The organism is Streptomyces sp. WMMC1477 (genome assembly GCF_027460245.1).
GTDB lineage: Bacteria > Actinomycetota > Actinomycetes > Streptomycetales > Streptomycetaceae > Streptomyces.
In genome coordinates this window covers 92,493-113,292 of the sequence record NZ_JAPZBD010000003.1, presented here as the reverse complement: position 1 = coordinate 113,292, position 20,800 = coordinate 92,493, and the positions used below count along the sequence as shown (strand labels likewise).

Annotated in this window: 17 protein-coding genes; 15 read left to right on the top strand and 2 right to left on the bottom strand. The window is 74.6% G+C overall.

What is annotated here, in order from left to right:
- The first annotated feature begins 65 nt into the window (after window positions 1-65).
- From rpoZ to O7609_RS00905, 4 genes are all read left to right on the top strand, one after another.
- Window positions 66-335 (top strand): DNA-directed RNA polymerase subunit omega, encoded by a 270-nt coding sequence (gene rpoZ / locus O7609_RS00920; protein WP_219090042.1) that lies wholly within the window; start codon window positions 66-68, stop codon window positions 333-335.
- A 133-nt stretch (window positions 336-468) separates the two neighbouring features.
- Window positions 469-1,686, top strand: coding sequence for a bifunctional phosphopantothenoylcysteine decarboxylase/phosphopantothenate--cysteine ligase CoaBC (gene coaBC / locus O7609_RS00915; protein WP_269733000.1), 1,218 nt, complete (start codon window positions 469-471; stop codon window positions 1,684-1,686).
- 165 nt (window positions 1,687-1,851) lie between these two features.
- On the top strand, window positions 1,852-3,075 hold the full coding sequence (gene metK, locus O7609_RS00910; RefSeq protein WP_269742926.1) for a methionine adenosyltransferase: 1,224 nt from the start codon (window positions 1,852-1,854) through the stop codon (window positions 3,073-3,075).
- A 153-nt stretch (window positions 3,076-3,228) separates the two neighbouring features.
- Entirely contained in the window at window positions 3,229-5,412 is a 2,184-nt protein-coding gene (locus O7609_RS00905) for a primosomal protein N' (RefSeq protein ID WP_269742925.1), read from the top strand.
- 36 nt (window positions 5,413-5,448) lie between these two features.
- Here the strand turns inward: O7609_RS00905 and O7609_RS00900 are convergent, their stop codons facing one another.
- On the bottom strand, window positions 5,449-5,982 hold the full coding sequence (locus O7609_RS00900; RefSeq protein ID WP_269732997.1) for a hypothetical protein: 534 nt from the start codon (window positions 5,980-5,982) through the stop codon (window positions 5,449-5,451).
- A gap of 265 nt (window positions 5,983-6,247) precedes the next feature.
- Between O7609_RS00900 and fmt the strand changes: the two genes are divergently transcribed.
- From fmt to O7609_RS00845, 11 genes are all read left to right on the top strand, one after another.
- Entirely contained in the window at window positions 6,248-7,180 is a 933-nt protein-coding gene (fmt, locus tag O7609_RS00895) for a methionyl-tRNA formyltransferase (RefSeq protein WP_269742924.1), read from the top strand.
- A 175-nt stretch (window positions 7,181-7,355) separates the two neighbouring features.
- Window positions 7,356-8,813 carry an RsmB/NOP family class I SAM-dependent RNA methyltransferase gene (locus O7609_RS00890; RefSeq protein WP_269732995.1) on the top strand — a complete coding sequence of 486 codons (1,458 nt, stop codon included), beginning with the start codon at window positions 7,356-7,358 and terminating at the stop codon, window positions 8,811-8,813.
- A gap of 33 nt (window positions 8,814-8,846) precedes the next feature.
- Complete coding sequence (gene rpe / locus O7609_RS00885; RefSeq protein WP_269742923.1) at window positions 8,847-9,521, top strand: ribulose-phosphate 3-epimerase; 675 nt, start codon at window positions 8,847-8,849, stop codon at window positions 9,519-9,521.
- A gap of 134 nt (window positions 9,522-9,655) precedes the next feature.
- Window positions 9,656-10,681 (top strand): sugar-binding transcriptional regulator, encoded by a 1,026-nt coding sequence (locus tag O7609_RS00880; protein ID WP_443071981.1) that lies wholly within the window; start codon window positions 9,656-9,658, stop codon window positions 10,679-10,681.
- 20 nt (window positions 10,682-10,701) lie between these two features.
- Window positions 10,702-11,208: a cation:proton antiporter regulatory subunit gene (locus tag O7609_RS00875; protein WP_269732993.1), complete on the top strand. Its 507-nt coding sequence runs from the start codon at window positions 10,702-10,704 to the stop codon at window positions 11,206-11,208.
- A gap of 2 nt (window positions 11,209-11,210) precedes the next feature.
- Complete coding sequence (locus O7609_RS00870; protein WP_269732992.1) at window positions 11,211-12,446, top strand: cation:proton antiporter; 1,236 nt, start codon at window positions 11,211-11,213, stop codon at window positions 12,444-12,446.
- 140 nt (window positions 12,447-12,586) lie between these two features.
- Complete coding sequence (locus tag O7609_RS00865; RefSeq protein ID WP_269732991.1) at window positions 12,587-14,026, top strand: GuaB1 family IMP dehydrogenase-related protein; 1,440 nt, start codon at window positions 12,587-12,589, stop codon at window positions 14,024-14,026.
- Between the two features lie 383 nt (window positions 14,027-14,409).
- Window positions 14,410-15,825, top strand: coding sequence for an amino acid permease (locus O7609_RS00860; protein WP_269736959.1), 1,416 nt, complete (start codon window positions 14,410-14,412; stop codon window positions 15,823-15,825).
- Window positions 15,826-15,835: 10 nt separating this feature from the next.
- Window positions 15,836-16,291 carry an Lrp/AsnC family transcriptional regulator gene (locus tag O7609_RS00855; RefSeq protein ID WP_219090054.1) on the top strand — a complete coding sequence of 152 codons (456 nt, stop codon included), beginning with the start codon at window positions 15,836-15,838 and terminating at the stop codon, window positions 16,289-16,291.
- A 565-nt stretch (window positions 16,292-16,856) separates the two neighbouring features.
- Window positions 16,857-17,675 (top strand): carbon-nitrogen hydrolase family protein, encoded by an 819-nt coding sequence (locus O7609_RS00850; RefSeq protein WP_269742922.1) that lies wholly within the window; start codon window positions 16,857-16,859, stop codon window positions 17,673-17,675.
- Window positions 17,672-19,405: a flavin monoamine oxidase family protein gene (locus tag O7609_RS00845; protein ID WP_269732989.1), complete on the top strand. Its 1,734-nt coding sequence runs from the start codon at window positions 17,672-17,674 to the stop codon at window positions 19,403-19,405. The genes O7609_RS00850 and O7609_RS00845 overlap by 4 nt, the downstream gene beginning before the upstream one ends.
- A gap of 3 nt (window positions 19,406-19,408) precedes the next feature.
- On the opposite strand, the gene O7609_RS00840 is transcribed toward O7609_RS00845, so the two are convergent.
- Window positions 19,409-20,665, bottom strand: coding sequence for an MFS transporter (locus O7609_RS00840; protein WP_269732988.1), 1,257 nt, complete (start codon window positions 20,663-20,665; stop codon window positions 19,409-19,411).
- Window positions 20,666-20,800 lie beyond the last annotated feature (135 nt).

Genomic DNA, 20,800 nt, shown 5'->3' with positions numbered 1-20,800 from the left:
CAGGCACCGCCCGGTCCCCGGGCCGCCCGATCGACGAACGTCTCATCCACTCCGGAAGGCAGAGCGTGTCCTCTTCCATCGCGACGCCCGAGGGCATCATCAATCCGCCGATTGACGAGCTGCTCGAGGCCACTGACTCGAAGTACAGCCTGGTGATCTACGCGGCCAAGCGTGCCCGCCAGATCAACGCGTACTACTCGCAGCTCGGTGAGGGCCTCCTGGAGTACGTCGGCCCCCTCGTGGACACCCACGTCCACGAGAAGCCGCTGTCGATCGCACTCCGCGAGATCAACGCCGGTCTGCTGACCTCCGAGGCCGTGGAGTCCGCGAGCTGACCCCGGCCCGGTGAACGCGAGGCCTCAGGCCCGGCAGCACGGCTGCCGGGCCTGAGGTGCGTCGACGGGCCCTGACCCTTCCCGGCACACCGTGCCGAACACATCCTTCCCGAGCAGAGGCGGAACGGCGGAGATGACGGACAAGCCCACGGTGGTCCTCGGCGTGAGCGGGGGGATCGCCGCCTACAAGGCCTGCGAGCTGCTGCGGCGGTTCACCGAGTCGGGACACGACGTCCAGGTCGTGCCCACCGCCTCCGCCCTGCACTTCGTCGGCGAGGCCACCTGGGCGGCCCTCTCCGGCCGCCCCGTCGCCACCGAGGTGTGGGAGAGCGTCCACGAGGTGCCGCACGTGCGCATCGGCCGGGAGGCCGACCTCGTCGTCGTCGCCCCCGCGACCGCCGACACCCTCGCCAAGGCCGCCCACGGGCTCGCGGGCGATCTGCTGACCAACACCCTGCTCACCGCCCGCTGCCCCGTCGTCTTCGCGCCCGCGATGCACACCGAGATGTGGGAGCACCCGGCGACCCAGGAGAACGTGGCCACCCTCCGCCGCCGCGGGGCCGTCGTGATCGAGCCCGCCGTCGGCCGGCTCACCGGGGCCGACACGGGCAAGGGGCGGCTGCCCGAGCCCGAGGACGTCTTCGCCGTCTGCCGCGAGGTGCTCGCGCGCGGCGTGCGGAAGCCGGACCTCGCCGGACGGCACGTCGTCGTCAGCGCCGGAGGCACCCGCGAGCCCCTCGACCCCGTCCGCTTCCTCGGCAACCGCTCCTCGGGCCGCCAGGGGTACGCCCTGGCCGCGACGGCCGCCGCCCGCGGGGCCCGCGTCACCCTCGTCGCCGCCAACACCGCGCTGCCGGACCCGGCCGGCGTCACCGTCGTGCGGGCCGGGACGGCCCTCCAGCTCCGCGAGGCCGTCCTCAAGGCCGCCTCCGACGCCGACGCCGTCGTCATGGCCGCCGCCGTCGCGGACTTCCGGCCCGCCGCGTACGCGACCGGCAAGATCAAGAAGCGTGAGGGTCAGGAGCCCGAGCCGGTCGCGCTCGTACGCAACCCGGACATCCTCGCCGAGCTGTCCGCCGAGCGCCCGCGCCCCGGCCAGACGGTCGTCGGGTTCGCCGCCGAGACGGACGACGTCCTGGCCGCGGGCCGGGCCAAGCTGGCCAGGAAGGGCTGCGACCTGCTCGTCGTCAACGAGGTCGGCGAGGAGAAGACCTTCGGCTCACCGGACAACGAGGCGGTGATCCTCAGCACGGACGGCGAGCCCGTACCGGTGCCGTACGGGCCCAAGGAAGCCCTGGCCCACACCGTCTGGGACCTGGTCGCGCCGCGTCTCGGCGCGGCCGGAGCGTGAGCTTCCGGGCCCTTTCGCCGCGTGATGCGGGCAACTCAGTGGGTGAGACACCTTGACCACTCCACCGGGACCTGCGGATAAACTGTCGGCGGACCCTTCAGGGCGCAGCTCCCCGATCGGTCCGCCAACGATCAGCCAGCAGCCGCTGCAACCCCAGGGAGCGATGTGTCCCGCCGCCTGTTCACCTCGGAGTCCGTGACCGAGGGCCACCCTGACAAGATCGCTGACCAGATCAGCGACACCATCCTCGACGCGCTCCTGAAGGAGGACCCCACCTCCCGCGTGGCCGTCGAGACGCTCATCACCACCGGCCAGGTGCACGTCGCCGGAGAGGTCACCACCAAGGCCTACGCCCCGATCGCCTCCCTCGTGCGGGAGAAGATCCTGGAGATCGGCTACGACTCCTCCAAGAAGGGCTTCGACGGCGCCTCCTGCGGCGTCTCGGTGTCCATCGGCGCGCAGTCCCCGGACATCGCGCAGGGTGTCGACACCGCCTACGAGAGCCGGGTGGAGGGTGCCGCCGGAGGTGACAAGGGGGACGAACTGGACCGACAGGGCGCCGGCGACCAGGGCCTGATGTTCGGCTACGCCTCCGACGAGACCCCGGAGCTGATGCCGCTGCCGATCACGCTCGCCCACCGGCTCTCCCGGCGGCTGACCGAGGTCCGCAAGAACGGCACCATCCCCTACCTGCGGCCCGACGGCAAGACGCAGGTCACCGTCGAGTACGACGGCGACAAGCCCGTGCGCCTGGACACGATCGTCGTCTCCAGCCAGCACGCCTCCGACATCGACCTGGACTCGCTGCTCGCTCCCGACATCCGCGAGTTCGTCGTCGACCACGTCCTCGGCCAGCTCGTCGACGAGGGCATCAAGCTGGACACCGAGGGCTACCGGCTGCTCGTCAACCCGACGGGGCGGTTCGAGATCGGCGGCCCGATGGGCGACGCCGGGCTGACCGGCCGGAAGATCATCATCGACACCTACGGTGGCATGGCCCGGCACGGCGGCGGTGCCTTCTCCGGCAAGGACCCGTCCAAGGTGGACCGCTCGGCCGCCTACGCGACGCGCTGGGTCGCCAAGAACGTCGTCGCCGCGGGGCTGGCCGCCCGCTGCGAGGTCCAGGTCGCCTACGCGATCGGCAAGGCGGAGCCGGTCGGCCTGTTCGTGGAGACCTTCGGCACCGCCACGGTGGACGTCGCCCGGATCGAGGAGGCCATCTCCGAGGTCTTCGACCTCCGTCCGGCCGCCATCATCCGCGACCTCGACCTGCTGCGGCCGATCTACGCCCAGACGGCGGCCTACGGCCACTTCGGCCGCGACGAGGACGCCTTCACCTGGGAGCGCACCGACCGCGTCGAGGAGCTGCGCAAGGCCGTCGGCCGCTGACGCGCGCACCGCGCGTCACACACCACGCGAGACGCCGCAGGCCCGGACCGCCACGGAGCGGTCCGGGCCTGCGGCGTTGCCCTCGCCGCGCGGGTCCCGCGGCCGCCGCACGCGGACCGGGGGCTGTCCGCGCCGTCTGCTACGACTGGGGGCGTGAGCAGCGGCGACGAGGACAGGGAGGCGGACGGCGGCCCGGGCCGGCCGCCCGCCGAGCAGCTCGCCCTCATCCGCGAGACGGTACGGAAGCAGGGGCCGCCCCGGGCACGCCCCCGCACCTGGCGGGGCGCGGCCCTCGCCGAGCGGCTGCCCGTCGCCCGCGTCCTCGTCGACAAGGGGCTCGTCCACCTCGACCGGTACTTCGACTACGCCGTCCCCGCCGCCATGGACGCCGAGGCGCGGCCCGGCGTGCGGGTGCGGGTCCGCTTCGGCGCCGGGGAGCGGGAAGGCCGCCGCGAGGGCGGCAAGCTGCTGAACGGCTTCATCGTGGAACGCCTCGCCGACAGCGACTACCCCGGCACGCTGGCCCCCATCGCGCAGGTGCTCTCTCCGGAACCGGTGCTCACCCCCGCCCTGCTGGCGCTGTGCCGCTCCGTGGCCGACCGCTACGCCGGGGCCCTCGCGGACGTCGTCCAGCTCGCCGTCCCGCCCCGCCGGGCCCAGGCCGAGCGCTCGGCCCCGCCCCCGCCGGCCGGTCCACCGCCCCGCCCCGAGCCCCCCGAGCCGGACACCTGGGCCCGTTACCCCGACGGCCCCGCCTTCCTGCGCGCCCTCGCCCACGGCGGCACGCCCCGGACGGTGTGGACGGCGCTGCCGGGTCCCGCCTGGCCCGGCGAGCTCGCCCGCGCCCTCCTGGCCACCGCCGCCTCGGGCCGCGGCGCCCTCGCCGTCCTGCCCGACGGCCGCGCCGCCGCCCGCGTCGACGGCGCCCTGACGGCCCTCGGCCGGGCCGCGGGCCCCGCAGCGGCGGGGCCCGTCCCGCACGTCCTGCTCACCGCCGAGGCCGGGCCGGAGGCCCGCTACCGCCGCTGGCTCGCCGTCAGCCGGGGCCACGCCCGCATCGTCGTCGGCACCCGGGCCGCGATGTTCGCCCCCGTCCACGACCTGGGCCTGGTCGCCGTGTGGGACGACGGCGACCAGGCCCTGCGGGACGAGCGCGCACCCCAGCCGCACGCCCGCGACGTGCTGATGCTGCGCGCCGTCCACGAGCGCGCGGCGCTGCTGGTGGGCGGCCACACCCGGACGGTCGAGGCCGAGCGCCTCGTCGACACCGGCTGGGCCCGCCCGCTGGCCGCGCGTCGCGACACCGTGCGCGCGGCGGCCCCGCTGATCCGCACGGTCGGCGAGTTCGACGAGGCCGAGGACGCCGGTGCCCGCACCGCCCGCCTCCCCAGCCTCGCCTGGCGCACCGCACGGGAGGCCCTGCGCCGCGGACCCGTCCTCGTCCAGGTCCCGCGCCGGGGATACGTGCCACGGCTGGCCTGCGAACGCTGCCGTGAGCCGGCGCGCTGCCCGCACTGCCAGGGTCCCGTGACGGCTCCCGGAGCGGCCGTGGACCTGCGCTGCGCCTGGTGTGGCCGGGGCGCCCCGCACTGGCGCTGCCCCGCCTGCGGCGGTGCCCGGCTGCGGGCCAGCGTGGTCGGGGCGCGGCGCACGGCCGAGGAACTGGGCCGGGCCTTCCAGGGGCTGCCCGTACGGACCTCCGGGCGGGACCACGTGATCGACACCGTGCCGGACAGCCCCGCGCTGGTCGTCAGCACGCCGGGAGCCGAACCCGTCGCCGAGGGGCCCGGCTACGCCGCCGCGCTCCTGCTGGACGGCTGGGCGCTCCTGGGCCGCGCCGACCTGCGCGCGGACGAGGAGGCGCTGCGCCGCTGGCTCGCCGCCGCCGCGCTCGTGCGCCCGCAGCGCGAGGGTGGCACCGTCGTCGCCGTCGCCGAGCCCACGCTGCGGCCGGTGCAGGCGCTCGTGCGGTGGGATCCGGAGGGCCAGGCCGCACGCGAGCTGGCCGACCGCGCCGAACTGGGCTATCCGCCCGTCTCCCGGATGGCCTCGGTCACCGGCCTGCCCGACGGCGTCGCCGCGCTCCTCGCGAGCGCACCGCTGCCCGCCGACGCCGAGGTCCTCGGCCCGGTGCCGCTGCCCCGCCGCGATCCGGGGATGCCCCGCCGCACCGGTGACGCCCCGCCGGGCGAGGCGTGGGAGCGGGCCCTGGTGCGGGTGCCCCCGGGCCGGGGCGCGGAGCTGGCCGCCGCCCTCAAGCAGGCCCAGGCCGCCCGGCTCAGCCGCCGGGAAGGGCCCCCGGTGCGCATCCTCGTCGACCCCGCCGACCTCGGCTGAGCCGCCCTGGGGGCACCCCGCGGCCCGGCGCCGGGCTCAGCCGTTGCGCGGGCCCGGGAAGACGCCGGGCCGCGGCGCCGCGGCCGGCACGCCGCGGGCCGCCGGAACGGAGGGCGTCACCCCGGCGCCGCCCTCACCGCCCGGGCCGACGACCTCGGTCCCCGCCGTGACGGCCGCGGCGCCGCGGTCACCGGCGGCCGCGGCCGCCGCACCCTCGGCCGCCCGCCGCGAGCCCCCGTAGCGGCGGTGCACCGCCTGCTTGGTCACACCGAGCGCCGAACCCACCGCGTCCCAGGAGAAGCCCAGCGAGCGGTCGAACTCGACGGCCGCCGTCACCAGGCTCTCCACGCTCTCGCGCAGCTCCTGGGCCAGCCGCACCGTGGGGGCCGGCGCCCGCCCGTAGACGACGAAACCGGCCGACGGGCCGGTGCGGCGCGGGCGGTAGACGTTCCCGAGCTGGGCGGTGAGGGTACGCAGCGCGTCCACCTGCCGGCGGACCCGCTCGATGTCCCGTACCAGGAGGTGCAGACTGGCGCGTGCCTGGGCGTCGTGGGTGGCGTGGTCGGCCATGGACAAGCCTCTCGAACCGGCGTGGAAGGGACCGCTGAACGACCGGCCGTCCAGCGCCCCCTACGGTCACATCGCCTTGACCAACGCCGTACCGGGGCTGTGGTCACGGGCGGGGCGTGCCGAGGACACCGCGGGGCGCGCACCCCGCGGGCACGCCCCGCCGGGCCACGGTCCGTCACCGGCCGTAGACTGAGGCGCCGTTCGAGGACGCGCTGGAGCGCGTCAGGTCCGTCAGGGCGCAGCCCGGAGAGGTAGTCCGCACCCGATGAAGCTCGTCTTCGCCGGCACCCCCGAGGTCGCCGTGCCCGCCCTGGACGCCCTGCTCGCCGCCGAGCGCCACGAGGTCGCCGCCGTCGTCACCCGGCCGGACGCACCGGCCGGGCGCGGGCGGCGCCTGGCCGCGAGCCCCGTGGCCGAGCGGGCCGAGGAGGAGGGCATCGAGATCCTGCGGCCCGCCCACCCCCGCGACCCGGAGTTCCAGGAGCGGCTGCGGGAGATCGCTCCCGACTGCTGCCCCGTCGTGGCCTACGGCGCGCTGCTGCCCAGGCCGGCGCTCGACATCCCGGCGCACGGCTGGGTGAACCTGCACTTCTCGCTGCTCCCCGCCTGGCGCGGCGCCGCCCCCGTCCAGCACGCCGTGCTCGCGGGCGACGAACTGACCGGGGCCAGTACCTTCCGGATCGAGGAGGGCCTCGACTCCGGACCGGTCTTCGGCGTCGTCACCGAGGAGATCCGCCCCACCGACACCAGCGGCGACCTGCTCACCCGGCTCGCGCTGGCCGGGGCCGGGCTGCTCGTCGCGACGATGGACGGCATCGAGGACGGCAGCCTGCACGCCGTGCCGCAGCCCGCCGAGGGCGTCAGCCGCGCCCCCAAGATCAGCGTGACGGACGCCCGGATCGACTGGACGGCGCCCGCCCTGCGGGTGGACCGCGTGGTGCGCGGCTGCGCCCCCGCGCCGGGAGCCTGGACCCTCTTCCGCGGGGAGCGGCTCAAGCTCGTGCAGGCGGCCCCCGCCCCGGAGGTCGGCGACCTGGCCCCGGGCGAGGTACGGGCGGGGAAGAAAAGCGTGCACGTGGGCACCGGATCGCACGCCGTGGAGCTGGTCTGGGTGCAGCCTCAGGGCAAGAAGCCGATGCGCGCCGCCGACTGGGCGCGCGGCGTCCGCGTCGCTCCCGCAGAGCGTCTGGACAGCTGATGTCCGGACGGCCGAAGGGCTCGGGCCGGACGTCTGACGGACGTCCCGGACCCGGGTCCGCACGCGGCCCCCGGGGCGGACGGGGGCCCGGGGCGGGCGCGTAGGCTGGGCCTTCGCCGACCGAGCCGTTTTCCGCGTTGTCCCGAGCCGTCCAGCCTCCCGGAGCACACCCCACGTGAGTGACCCGTCCCGCCGTCGTCGTCCGCGTCCGCAACAGCAGCGCCGTCCGCGCAGGGACCCGGTGCGGGCCCTGGCCTTCGAGGCGCTGCGCGCGGTGGACGAGCGGGACGCCTACGCCAACCTGGTGCTGCCGCCGCTGCTGCGCAAGGCCCGCGCCGCCGGTGACTTCGATGCGCGGGACGCCGCCTTCGCCACCGAGCTCGTCTACGGCACCCTGCGCCGCCAGGGCACCTACGACGCCGTCATCGCCGCCTGCGTGGACCGGCCGCTGCGGGACGTCGACCCGCCGGTGCTGGACGTCCTCTCCCTCGGCGCCCACCAGCTCCTGGGCACCCGGACCCCGCCGCACGCCGCCGTCAGCGCCAGCGTGGAACTCGCCCGCCACGTGGTGGGCGACGGGCGGGCCCGCTTCGTGAACGCGGTGCTGCGCCGGGTCGCCGCCCACGACCTGGACGGCTGGCTGGAGCGGATCGCCCCGCCGCTGGACGAGGACCCGGTCGAGCACCTGTCCCTCGTCCACTCCCACCCCCGGTGGATCGTCTCCGCCCTGTGGGACGCCCTGGGCGGCCCGGACGCCGGGCGCGGCGAGCTCGCCGAACTCGCAAAGCTGCTGGCGGCGGACAACGAGCGCCCCGAGGTCACCCTCGTCGCCCGCCCGGGCCGGGCCACCGTCGGGGAGCTGCTCGGCGAGGGAGGACCGGAGGGTGCGGGGGCCGAGCCCGGCCGCTGGTCGCCCTATGCCGTGCGGCTCACCGAGGGCGGGGAGCCCGGCGCGCTGGAGCCCGTCCGGGAGGGCCGGGCAGGGGTGCAGGACGAGGGCAGCCAGCTCGTCGCCCTGGCCCTGGCAGGCGCACCGCTGGCCGGGAGCGACGCGCGCTGGCTGGACGGCTGCGCCGGGCCGGGCGGCAAGGCTGCGCTCCTCGGCGCGCTGGCCGCCGAGCGCGGCGCCGCGCTGGTCGCCGCCGAGAAGCAGCAGCACCGGGCCCGTCTGGTGGCCCGCGCGCTGCACGGCAACCCGGGCCCGTACCAGGTGGTCACCGCCGACGGCACCCGCCCGCCCTGGCGGCCCGGCAGCTTCGACCGCGTCCTGGTGGACGTCCCCTGCACCGGGCTCGGTGCGCTGCGCCGCCGGCCCGAGGCCCGCTGGCGCCGCCGCCCCGAGGACGTGGAGGGCTTCGCCCCGCTCCAGCGCGCACTGCTCCGCGAGGCGCTGGCCGCCGCCCGCCCCGGCGGCGTCGTCGGGTACGCGACCTGCTCTCCGCACCCCGCCGAGACGCGGGCGGTCGTCGAGGACGTCCTGCGCGGCCCGCAGGGCGAGGGCGTCGAGTGGATCGACGCCCGCCCGCTGCTGCCCGGCGTCCCGGCGCTGGGGGAGGGGCCCGACGTCCAGCTGTGGCCGCACCGGCACGGCACGGACGCGATGTACCTCGCCCTGCTGCGCACGGCTGGCTGATCACCGTCGCACACCGAGCGCCATACTGGGGCCATGGCTCAGATCAACCCCAGCATCCTGTCCGCCGACTTCGCGCGGCTTGCCGACGAGGCCGCGGCCGTCCAGGGCGCCGACTGGCTCCACGTGGACGTCATGGACGGCCATTTCGTCCCCAACCTGACCCTCGGCGTCCCGGTCGTCGAGTCGCTGAGCAAGGCCACCGGCACGCCGCTGGACTGCCACCTCATGATCGAGGACCCGGACCGCTGGGCACCGCAGTACGTGGAGGCGGGCGCGGGCTCGGTCACCTTCCACGCCGAGGCCGCCGCCGCCCCGGTGCGGCTGGCCCGGGAGATCCGTGCGAAGGGGGCCCGCGCCGCGATGGCGCTCAAGCCCGCCACGCCGATCGAGCCGTACGAGGACCTGCTGCCCGAGTTGGACATGCTGCTCGTCATGACGGTCGAGCCCGGCTTCGGCGGGCAGGCGTTCCTGGACCTCATGCTGCCCAAGATCCGCCGCACCCGGCAGCTCATCGACAAGCACGGCCTGCAGCTGTGGCTCCAGGTCGACGGCGGTGTGTCGGCCTCGACGATCGAGCGCTGCGCCGAGGCGGGAGCGGACGTCTTCGTCGCGGGCTCGGCCGTCTACGGCGCCGAGGACCCGGCCGCCGCGGTGCGGGCGCTGCGCCGCCGGGTGCAGGAGGCGACGGCGCGCGGCTGCGCGCACTGACGGCCCTACCGCGTGCCGGTGCGCACCCCCGCGTGGGTGGTGCGCCCGCACGCGGCGGATCGAAGGCGTCGCTCGATCTGCGAGGATGAACCCGCGGCGTGAAGGTGACGAGGCTGACAGTGAGGTGAGTTGCGGTGTCGACGGGTCGGGCAGCGGCGAGAATGGGGCCCGCCGAGCTGATGCAGGCGGCGGCGATGGCGCGCCGCTTCTACCTGGAGGGCAAGTCCAAGATCCAGATCGCCGACGAGTTCGGCGTCAGCCGCTTCAAGGTGGCCCGCGTGCTGGAGACGGCCCTCGAGCACGACCTGGTCCGCATCGAGATCCGGGTGCCGGCGGAGCTGGACGCCGAGCGGTCCGACGCGCTGCGTGCCCGCTACGGCCTGCGCCACGCCGTCGTCGCCGAGTCCCCGGCCGACGCCACCGAGACCGTGGAGAACGTGGCCGACCCGGAGAACCTGGGCGAGGTCGCCGCCGACCTGCTGGGCGAGCTGGTCACCGAGGGGGACGTCCTGGGCCTGGCCTGGGGCCGCTCCACCATCCACATGGCCACCGCCCTGCGGCGGCTCCCGCCGTGCACCGTCGTCCAGCTCACCGGGGTCTACGACGCCGGCACCGCCGACCGCGGCTCGGTGGAGGCCGTGCGCCGGGCGGCCGAGGTGGCCGGGGGAGAGGCCCATCCGATCTACGCCCCCATGCTCCTCCCGGACCCGGCCACGGCGGCGGCCCTGCGGCACCAGACCGGGATCGCCGCCGCCTTCGAGTACTTCGACAAGGTCACCGTCGCCGCCGTCTCGATCGGCTCCTGGGAACCGGGAATCTCTACCGTGCACGACATGTTGTCGGAGCGGGAGCGGGCCCACTACGCCTCACTCGGCGTCGCCGCGGAGATGTCGGCGCACCTCTTCGACGCGGACGGGCGCCGCATCGGGCGGGATCTGGGCGAGCGCTGCATCACCGTCGAGGCCGCCCGGCTGCGCCGGGTGCCCGAGGTGGTGGCCATCGCCGGCGGGCGCCGCAAGGCCGCCGCCATCGGCGCCGTCCTGCGCTCCGGGCTGGTGACCAGCCTGGTGACGGACACGGCCGCGGCCGACGCGCTGCTGGAGGACCGCCGAGCGGTCCTGCGCCCCGCGCTGGACCGCGCCGACCCCGACGAGTCCTGACCCCGGGAACGGAGCCAGCCATGACCACACGACGTACCACGCTCCCCGGCGTCGGCGTCCAGTACGACCTGAGCACGCGGGACGGGCGGCACCTGTCCGTCGTCGTCCACCAGGACGGCCGCCGCTTCCTGGGCTTCTACCGCCCCGACGACCCCGACGCCTGCCAGGCGACCATCCCCCTCGAACCCGAGGAGGCCGGGACCCTGGCCGAACTCATCTCGCCCGAGGAGGCGGCCTCCACCACCCTCCAGCACGGTGACATCGAACTCGACCTGGTCAGCGAGCGCGTCACGGTGGACGCGTACTCCCCGTTCCGGGGGCGGCTCCTCGGCGAGACCAGGGCCCGCACCCGCACCGGAGCTTCGGTCGTGGCGATCCTGCGCCGCACCGGGGCACTGCCCTCGCCCGGCCCCGACTTCCGCCTGGAGGCCGGTGACGAACTGCTCGTCGTCGGCACCCGGCAGGGCGTGGACGCCGTGGAGGCGATCATCGCCGGCACCCTCGCGGATGACGGGGACGAGGACTGAGCGTGCACCACACCACGGTCCTGCTCATCGAGCTCGGGGCGGTCATCCTCGGGCTGGGTATCCTCGCCCGGTTCGCCGGGCGGGTCGGCATGTCGCCGATCCCGCTCTATCTGCTCGCAGGGCTGGCCTTCGGCCACGGGGGCCTGCTGCCGCTGGCCACCAGCGAGGAGTTCATCCAGGCCGGCGCCGAGATCGGCGTCGTCCTGCTGCTGCTCATGCTGGGCCTGGAGTACAGCGCGTCCGACCTCGTCACCTCCCTGCGCACCCAGTACCCCTCCGGCATCGTCGACTTCCTCCTGAACGCCACCCCCGGCGCCGTCGTCGGCTGGGGCCTCGGCTGGGGGCCGGTCGGCATCATCGCGCTGGCCGGCATCACCTGGATCTCGTCCTCGGGCGTCATCGCCAAGGTCCTCGCCGATCTCGGCCGCCTGGGCAACCGCGAGACCCCGGTGATCCTCGGCGTGCTGGTCATGGAAGACCTGGCCATGGCCCTGTATCTGCCGCTGCTGACGACGCTGGTGGCCGGCGTCGGGCTGCTGGCGGGCGGCCTGACCCTGGCGATCGCCGTCGTCACGGCGGGGCTCGTGCTCTACCTCGCGCTCCGGCACGGGCGGATCATCAGCCGCGCCGTCTCCTCCGAGAACCCCGAGATGCTCCTGCTCGTCGTCTTCGGCCTCACCCTGCTGGTGGCCGGAGTCGCCCAGAGCCTGCAGGTCTCGGCCGCCGTCGGCGCCTTCCTCGTCGGCATCGCCATCTCCGGGGAGGTCGCGCACAGCGCGCGCGCCCTGCTGACCCCGCTGAGGGACCTGTTCGCCGCGGTGTTCTTCGTCTTCTTCGGCCTGTCGACCGTCCCCGCGGACATCCCGCCCGTGCTGCTCCCGGCGCTGGTGCTGGCCGCCGTCACCATCGTGACGAAGATCCTCACCGGCTGGTACGCCGCCCGCCGGGCCGCGATCGGGCCCCGGGGGCGGCTGCGGGCCGGTGGGGCGCTCGTCGCCCGCGGCGAGTTCTCCATCGTCATCGCGGGGCTCGCGGCCGGCACCCAGCCCGGGCTGCGTCCCGTGGCGACGGCCTACGTGCTCCTGCTCGTCGTCGCGGGCCCGCTCACCGCCCGCTGGACCGAGCCTGCCGTGCGCGCCCTGCGCGAGCGCCGGGGCCGCCGGGCGAGCCGCCCGGACGGGCCCTCGCCGATAGCCCGCGGGGCCGAGGCCGCCGAGGTGCGGGCCGAGCGTTCGTAGGTTCTCACCAGGGCCTCGCCGGTGATGTGGCTGATTCTCCGTGGGGGCTGCGGCGGGCACCCGTGGGAGAATGAAGTACGTGCGTTTTCCCCGGCCGGACGAGGCCGGGGATCTTCTCCGACGGACTGGGTGTACAGCACGTGCGATTCCTCAACGACCAGCGGCCCCCGTACGACCTGACGTACGACGACGTCTTCATGGTCCCGAGCCGCTCGGCGGTCGGTTCCCGGCAGGGTGTGGACCTCTCCAGCCCGGACGGGACGGGTACCACCATCCCGCTCGTCGTCGCCAACATGACGGCCATCGCCGGACGCCGGATGGCCGAGACGGTGGCCCGGCGCGGCGGCCTCGTCGTCATCCCGCAGGACATTCCGCTCGACGTCGTCACCGAGGTCATCTTCTGGGTGAAGCAGCGGCACCTCGTCCTCGACACGCCCATCGTCCTGGCACCCAACGCGACCGTCGCCGACGCCCTGTCGCTGCTGCCCAAGCGCGCCCACGGCGCCGGTGTGGTCGTCGACGACGGGCGGCCGGTCGGCGTCGTGACCGAGTCCGACCTGGCCGGGGTGGATCGTTTCACCCAGCTGGGCCAGGTCATGTCCAGGGACCTGCTGGTCCTGGACGCCGACACCGACCCCCGGGACGCGTTCAACCGGCTGGACGCCGCCCACCGCAGGCTGGCCCCCGCGGTGGACGCCGACGGGAAGCTCGTGGGCCTGCTCAGTCGCAAGGGCGCCCTGCGCGCCACGCTCTACACCCCCGCCACCGACGCCGCCGGAAGGCTGCGCGTCGCCGCCGCCGTCGGCATCAACGGCGACGTCGCGGGGCGCGCCCGGGCTCTGCTCGACGCCGGGGTGGACACGCTCGTCGTGGACACCGCCCACGGCCACCAGGAGGGCATGCTCGACGCCCTCAAGGCCGTCCGCGCCCTCGACCCGCGGGTTCCCGTCGTCGCCGGCAACGTCGTCGCCGCCGAGGGCGTGCGGGACCTGGTCGCGGCGGGTGCCGACATCGTCAAGGTCGGCGTCGGCCCCGGTGCCATGTGCACCACCCGGATGATGACCGGCGTGGGACGGCCGCAGTTCTCGGCGGTCCTGGAGTGCGCCGCGGAGGCCCGCAGGCTCGGCAAGCACGTGTGGGCCGACGGCGGCGTCCGACACCCCCGTGACGTGGCCATGGCCCTCGCCGCGGGTGCCTCGAACGTGATGATCGGCTCCTGGTTCGCCGGGACGTACGAGTCCCCCGGCGACCTCCAGCAGACCGCCGACGGCCGGCCGTACAAGGAGTCCTTCGGCATGGCCTCCGCCCGCGCCGTGCGGAACCGCACCGCCGAGGAGTCCGCCTACGACCGGGCCCGCAAGGGGCTGTTCGAGGAGGGCATCTCCCACTCCCGGATGTTCCTCGACCCGGCCCGGCCCGGCGTGGAGGACCTGATCGACTCGATCATCGCCGGAGTGCGCTCGTCCTGCACCTACGCGGGCGCGGGCTCCCTGGAGGAGTTCGCCGAGCGGGCCGTCGTCGGGGTGCAGAGCGCCGCCGGCTACGCCGAGGGCAAGCCGCTGCACGCGAGCTGGAGCTGACCGGGGCCGCGCGGTGCGCGGCGGACGCGGACCGGTGAGGGGCCGTGGGTGCGGGCGCACCCACGGCCCCTTTATCACAAAGAACTGCATGGCGGAAGTAAACGAACGTACGAGGTACGCTGGATCTGCGCAACGAATCGCCTGGGGTGCGCAAGGATCACGCATTACGTGCCGACATGTCCGGGTCCTAGAGTCGGGCGCTGTACGAGGAGTGGCGGAGACCGCCTGCTCGACGGTCTCAGTCGCTGCGTGGTGTGAACCCGGCCGGTAGGCGGCCAGAGCCGTCCGGTCCCCGCCACAGACCCGCAGCAACGCCAAGGAGCCACTCCGTGCTGGACCAGAAGACCGTGTCCGCCGTGCCGCCCGCCGGGTTCGCCCGGTTCATGCGGCGCAAGCCCGTCGAACGACTGGTCTCGGAGGCCGGGCACGGGAGCGGGGGCAGCCTGCGGCGCACGCTGTCCATGTGGCAGCTCACCATGATCAGCATCGGTGCCACGCTGGGCACCGGTATCTTCGTCGTCCTCGGCGAAGCCGTCCCCGAGGCCGGGCCCGCCGTCACCATCTCCTTCGTGATAGCCGGCCTGACCGCGCTGTTCTCCGCGCTCTCCTACGCCGAGCTGGCCGGCACGATCCCCGCCTCCGGCTCGTCCTACTCCTACTCCTACGCCACCATGGGCGAGCTCGTCGCCTGGATCTGCGGGCTCTGCCTGATCCTGGAGTACGGCGTCTCCGTGGCCGCCGTCGCCGTCGGCTGGGGCCAGTACCTCAACGAGCTGCTCGAGGGCACCATCGGCGTCACCATCCCCGCCGCCCTCTCCAGCCCTCCGGGTGACGGCGGCTTCTTCAACCTGCCCGCCCTGATCGTCGTCCTGCTGGCCATGGCCTTCCTGATGGGCGGCGCCAAGGAGAGCGCCCGGGTCAACGCGATCATGGTGTTCGTGAAGATCGGCGCCCTGCTGCTCTTCTGCGCCGTCGCGTTCACCGGCATCAAGGCCGGCAACTACGCCCCGTTCATGCCGCTGGGCCTCGCGGGCGTCAGCGCCGCCGGCGCCTCGCTGTTCTTCTCCTACATCGGCTTCGACGCCGCCTCCACCGCCGGTGAGGAGGCGCGCAACCCGCAGCGCGACCTGCCCCGCGCGATCATGCTCTCGCTGCTCATCGTCACGGCCCTGTACGTGATGGTCGCAGCCGTCGCCGTCGGCGCCGTGCCGTGGGAGGGCTTCGAGGGTTCCGAGGCCGCGCTCGCCGGCGTCCTCAGCGACGTCACCGGGCACCAGTTCTGGGCCACGATCCTGGCCGGCGGCGCCGTCATCGCGATCGCCAGCGTCGTCCTGGCCGTCCTCTACGGCCAGACCCGCATCCTGTTCGCCATGTCCCGCGACGGCCTGGTGCCGAAGGTGTTCTCCAAGGTGCACCCCCGCACGGGCACCCCGCGGGCCAACACGCTCCTCGTCTCCGTCTTCTGCGGGGTGCTGGCCGCAGCGATCCCGCTGGGCGAGCTGGCCAACGCCACCAGCATCGGCACGCTCTTCGCCTTCGGTCTGGTCAACGTCGCCGTCCTGGTGCTGCGCCGCACCCGGCCCGACATGCCGCGCACCTTCCGGGTGCCGCTCTCCCCGGTCCTGCCGCTGCTCGGCCTCGGCTTCTGCGTCTACAACATGCTCAACCTCCCCGCCGTCACCTGGCTGGTCTTCGGTGCCTGGATGGCCGCCGGTCTCGTGTTCTACTTCCTGTACGGGCAGCGCCGCTCCCGTCTGGCGAACGAGCCCGCCGACCTTCCCGTGACCGCAGAGAAGTGACCCACCCGCAGTGCGACTGAACGAACTCGACGAACGCATCGTGCACGCCCTCGCGGAGGACGCCCGCCGCTCCTACGCCGACATCGGCGCGGAGGTCGGGCTCTCCGCCCCGGCCGTCAAGCGGCGGGTGGACCGCCTGCGGGCCGACGGCGCCATCACCGGATTCACCGTGCGGGTGGACCCGGCGGCCCTGGGCTGGGAGACGGAGGGGTTCATCGAGATGTACTGCCGGCACAACACCTCACCCGAGGACATCCGGCGGGGTCTGTCGCGCTACCCGGAGGTGGCGTCCGCCTCGACGGTCACCGGCGACGCGGACGCCATCGTCCAGATCTTCGCCTCCGACATGCGCCACTTCGAGCGCGTGCTGGAGCGGATCGCGGGGGAGCACTTCGTCGAGCGCACCAAGTCCGTCCTGGTGCTCTCGCCGCTGCTGCGCCGTTACACGGCCGGTTCCCCGGCCTGAGCGGCGCCTCCACGAAGGGGTCGGAGTTCCGGCTGCCAGGGCACCACGGTGAAGCCGACCTGCCTGCCCTCCAGACCCTCCGGGCCGGAGTCGGTGATCACGCCGGTGAGCGTGGCCACCGGCCCGCCGGAGACCACGCGGTCGGTCCGCCCCGTGCCGTAGGCGCGGAGCCCGGCGGCGGCCGCCCGGGTGCGGGGGCGGATACGCGGCCAGGAGGCGACGCCCGTGACGGGGCCCCCTTCCGCTGAGTCGACACCCTTGTCGAGAGCGGGATTTCATGACGCCGTCCAACCTGCCGCCGGGCGTCGCGCGGCGCGTCGCGCTGTGGGGCCAACCGTCCGTACGCCGCGCGTCGCGCCCCCCCCCGGAATCCCGAACACGCCCCGTGGGGGACTCGCGATCGGCCTTCGGGTTGATGGCGGGCGCAACGAATCGCCACGCAATGCCAGGGAGACGCAACGAAAACACCGTGGATGCGCAAGGGAGTCGCCTTGTCCGCCCCGGAGGCCCGAACGTACCGTCGAAACATCCACCCTGGTCCGCGACCGACATCCCGTGAGGTTCCATGACGTCCCTGCGCATCGCGCTGTACCAAGGCCCCGGTGGCGTCCCCGCCCCCGGTGAGAGCCTTGCCGCGTTCGCGCGGGCGGCCCGCCGGGCCGCGGCGGCCGGGGCCCGGCTGCTGGTGACGCCCGAGCTGTCGCTGACCGGATACGCCCTCGGCGACGCCGTCGCCGAGCTGGCCGAACACGCCGACGGGCCCTCCGCGCGGGCCGTCGGCCGGATCGCCGCCGAACACGGCCTCGCGATCCACTACGGCTACCCCGAGCGCGACGGCTCCGCCGTGTACAACGCCGCGCAGCTCATGGGCCCCGACGGCACCCGCCTCGCCGCCTACCGCAAGACCCACCTGTTCGGCCCCTACGAGACGGCCCAGTTCACGCCCGGCGCCGAACCGGTCGTCCAGGCCGAGCTCGACGGCGTCCGCCTCGGCCTGCTGGTCTGCTACGACGTCGAGTTCCCGGAGGCCGTGCGGGCGCACGCCCTGGCCGGGACGGAGCTGCTGCTGGTCCCCACCGCGCTGATGCGCCCGTACGAGATCGTGCCCCGGTCCGTCGTGCCCGTGCGGGCCTGGGAGAGCCAGCTCTACATCGCCTACACCAACCGCCACGGCGACGAGGGCGAGCACGTCTTCGCCGGAATGAGCTGCCTGGCGGCCCCCGACGGCACCGTCCGCGCCCGAGCGGGCGGCGGCGAGGACCTGGTCGTCGCCGACGTCGACACCGCCGCCTTCGCGGCCTCGCGCGCGGAGAACACCTACCTCGCCGACCGCCGACCCGAGCTGTACACGTCCCTGTCCCCGCAAGGAGAACCGCGCCGATGACCTCCACCGTGCCCGCCGCCGTCCACGACGAGCAGCACGCAGAGGCCCAGTCCACGCCGCCCATCACCATGTTCGGCCCGGACTTCCCCTTCGCCTACGACGACTTCCTGGCCCACCCGGCCGGCCTCGGCCAGATCCCGGCCACCGAGCACGGCACCGAGGTGGCCGTGGTCGGCGGCGGCCTGTCCGGCGTCGTCGCCGCCTACGAGCTGATGAAGATGGGGCTCAGGCCCGTCGTCTACGAGGCCGACGAGATCGGCGGCCGGCTGCGCACGACGGACTTCGCGCGCTCGGACGACGGCACCGGCAAGCCGCTCAACGCGGAGATGGGCGCCATGCGCTTCCCGCCGTCCTCGACGGCGTTCCAGCACTACGTCGACCTCGTCGGCCTGGAGACGAAGCCCTTCCCCAACCCGCTGGCCCCCGACACGCCCTCGACCGTCGTCGACCTCAAGGGCGAGAGCCACTACGCGCGCACCCTGGACGACCTGCCCGAGGTCTACCACCAGGTCATGGACGCCTGGAACGCCTGCCTGGAGGAGGGCGCCGACTTCTCCGACATGCAGCGCGCCATCCGCGAGCGCGACGTCCCGCGCATCCGTGAGATCTGGGCCCGGCTCGTGGAGAAGCTCGACAACCAGACCTTCTACGGCTTCCTGTGCGACGCGGAGTCGTTCCGCTCCTTCCGGCACCGGGAGATCTTCGGCCAGGTCGGCTTCGGCACCGGCGGCTGGGACACCGACTTCCCCAACTCGATCCTGGAGATCCTGCGCGTCGTCTACACGGGCGCCGACGACGACCACCGCGGCATCGTCGGCGGCAGCCAGCAGCTCCCGCTGCGGCTGTGGGAGCGCGAGCCCGCCAAGCTCGTCCACTGGCCGAAGGGCACCTCGCTGGCCTCGCTGCACGACGGTGCGCCCCGCCCGGCCGTCACCCGGCTGCACCGCACCGCGGGCAACCGCGTCACCGTCACCGACGCCGACGGGGAGATCCGCACCTACCCCGCGGTCGTCTTCACGGCGCAGTCGTGGATGATGCTCTCCAAGATCGACTGCGACGACGCGCTGCTGCCGATCGACCACTGGACGGCCGTCGAGCGTACCCACTACATGGAGTCCTCCAAGCTCTTCGTGCCCGTGGACCGGCCGTTCTGGCTGGACAGTGCCGTCAACGACGAGGGAGAGCCGACCGGTCGCGACGTGATGAGCATGACGCTCACCGACCGCATGACCCGCGGCACCTACCTGCTGGACAACGGCCCGGACCGCCCCGCCGTCATCTGCCTGTCCTACACTTGGTGCGACGACAGCCTGAAGTGGCTCCCGCTGGACGCGAACGAGCGCATGGACGTCATGCTCAAGTCGCTCGGCGAGATCTACCCCAAAGTCGACATCCGCAAGCACATCACCGGCAGCCCGCTGACCGTATCCTGGGAGAACGAGCCCTACTTCATGGGCGCGTTCAAGGCCAACCTCCCCGGCCACTACCGCTACCAGCGGCGGCTGTTCACCCACTTCATGCAGGACCGGCTGCCCGAGGACAAGCGCGGCCTGTTCCTCGCCGGCGACGACATCTCGTGGACGGCCGGCTGGGCCGAGGGCGCGGTGCAGACGGCGCTCAACGCGGTGTGGGGCGTCATGCACCAGTTCGGCGGTGCGACGGACCCGGGCAACCCCGGGCCCGGAGACCTCTACGACGCCATCGCCCCGGTCGAGCTGCCGGAGGACTGATCCCTACTCCCGCACGGCCTGGGGCCGGTGGGCGCCCTCCGCGGCGCCCGCCGGCCGCGCCGACGCGGGCCGCAGCACCCCGGCACCGAGCACGAGCCCCAGCGCCAGGGCCGTGACGAGGCCGAAGGAGGCCGTCAGCGAGGCGAGCTCGGCGACGGAACCGATGGCCGAGGGAGCGATGAGCCCCGAGGTGTAGGTGATCGTCGCCACCCCCGCGATCGACTGGCTCGGCGCCGGGCCGCTGCGCCCGGCCGCCGCGAAGGCCAGCGGGACGACGACGGCGATGCCCAGCCCGAGCAGCGCGAAGCCGGCCATGGCCACCGCGGGGGCGGCGGCGGTGACGACGAGCACCCCGCCCAGCGCGGCCAGCACGCCGCCGCACCGCACGGTCCGCACCGCGCCGTACCGCTCCACCACCGTGTCCCCGGCGAACCGGGCCACCGCCATCGTGCAGGCGAAGGCGGTGGTGGAGGCCGCGGCGGCCCCGGCCGAGGTCCCGAGGACGTCACGCAGGTAGAGGGCCGACCAGTCCAGGCTGGCGGCCTCGGCGAACACCGCGCAGAACCCCACGGCGCCGATGAGCAGCGCGGCGCGCGGCGGCAGGGCGAAGTGCGGCGGGGGATGCGCACCGGGCGCCCCGCGCAGGTCCGGGACGCCCCGGCAGACCCCGGCGCCCACGGCGGTGAGCAGGAGGGCCGCCAGACCCAGGTGGGCCCGGGCGTCCGTTCCGAGGTGGGCGGCCACGGTGCCCGCAGCCGAGCCCAGCAGCGCCCCCGTGCTCCACATGCCGTGCAGCCCGGACATGACCGAGCGGCCGAGCCGCTGCTCGACCTCCACCCCGAGGGCGTTCATGGCCACGTCGGCCAGGCCCGCCGTCGCACCGAACAGGAAGAGGGCGGCGCACAGACTGGGGAGGTCCGGCGCGAGCGCGGGGAGGAGCAGACAGGACGTCCACAGCGCCAGCATGCCGCGCAGCGCCGCCCGCGAACCGAAGCGGTGGCTGACCCGCCCGGCCAGCGGCATGGCGGCCGAGGCGCCGAGGGCGGGGAAGGCCAGGGCGAGGCCCAACTGCCCGGCGCTCAGCCCCGCGTGGTCCTGGATCCAGGGGACGCGGGTCGCGAAGCTGCCGGTCACGGCACCGTGCACGGCGAAGACGGCGGCCACCGCCCAGCGGGCCCGGTGCGGCCGCCGCGGGCCCGGCTCCGGTACGTCGCGGTCCGTCGGTGGGTGCGTCCCCCGCACGCCGTCAGCTCCCGTCATACGCAGCAGGTTCCCGGACGGCGCGGATTCCGTCGAGCGGTCCGCGCACGGGTGGGCGCGGCCACCGGGGTGGCCGCGCCCGCCGGGTGCGTTCGCGCGGAGGGGTCGGGGACCGCGGGAACGCACCCGGCCGTT

Bases quoted from the DNA above. Each gene is read 5' to 3' on its own strand.
- coaBC (WP_269733000.1), top strand. From the start codon at position 469: ATGACGGACAAGCCCACGGTGGTCCTCGGCGTGAGCGGGGGGATCGCC.
- O7609_RS00900 (WP_269732997.1), bottom strand. From the start codon at position 5,982: ATGGCCGACCACGCCACCCACGACGCCCAGGCACGCGCCAGTCTGCAC.
- fmt (WP_269742924.1), top strand. From the start codon at position 6,248: ATGAAGCTCGTCTTCGCCGGCACCCCCGAGGTCGCCGTGCCCGCCCTG.
- rpe (WP_269742923.1), top strand. From the start codon at position 8,847: ATGGCTCAGATCAACCCCAGCATCCTGTCCGCCGACTTCGCGCGGCTT.
- O7609_RS00875 (WP_269732993.1), top strand. From the start codon at position 10,702: ATGACCACACGACGTACCACGCTCCCCGGCGTCGGCGTCCAGTACGAC.
- O7609_RS00860 (WP_269736959.1), top strand. From the start codon at position 14,410: ATGCGGCGCAAGCCCGTCGAACGACTGGTCTCGGAGGCCGGGCACGGG.
- O7609_RS00850 (WP_269742922.1), top strand. From the start codon at position 16,857: ATGACGTCCCTGCGCATCGCGCTGTACCAAGGCCCCGGTGGCGTCCCC.
- O7609_RS00845 (WP_269732989.1), top strand. From the start codon at position 17,672: ATGACCTCCACCGTGCCCGCCGCCGTCCACGACGAGCAGCACGCAGAG.
- O7609_RS00840 (WP_269732988.1), bottom strand. From the start codon at position 20,665: ATGACGGGAGCTGACGGCGTGCGGGGGACGCACCCACCGACGGACCGC.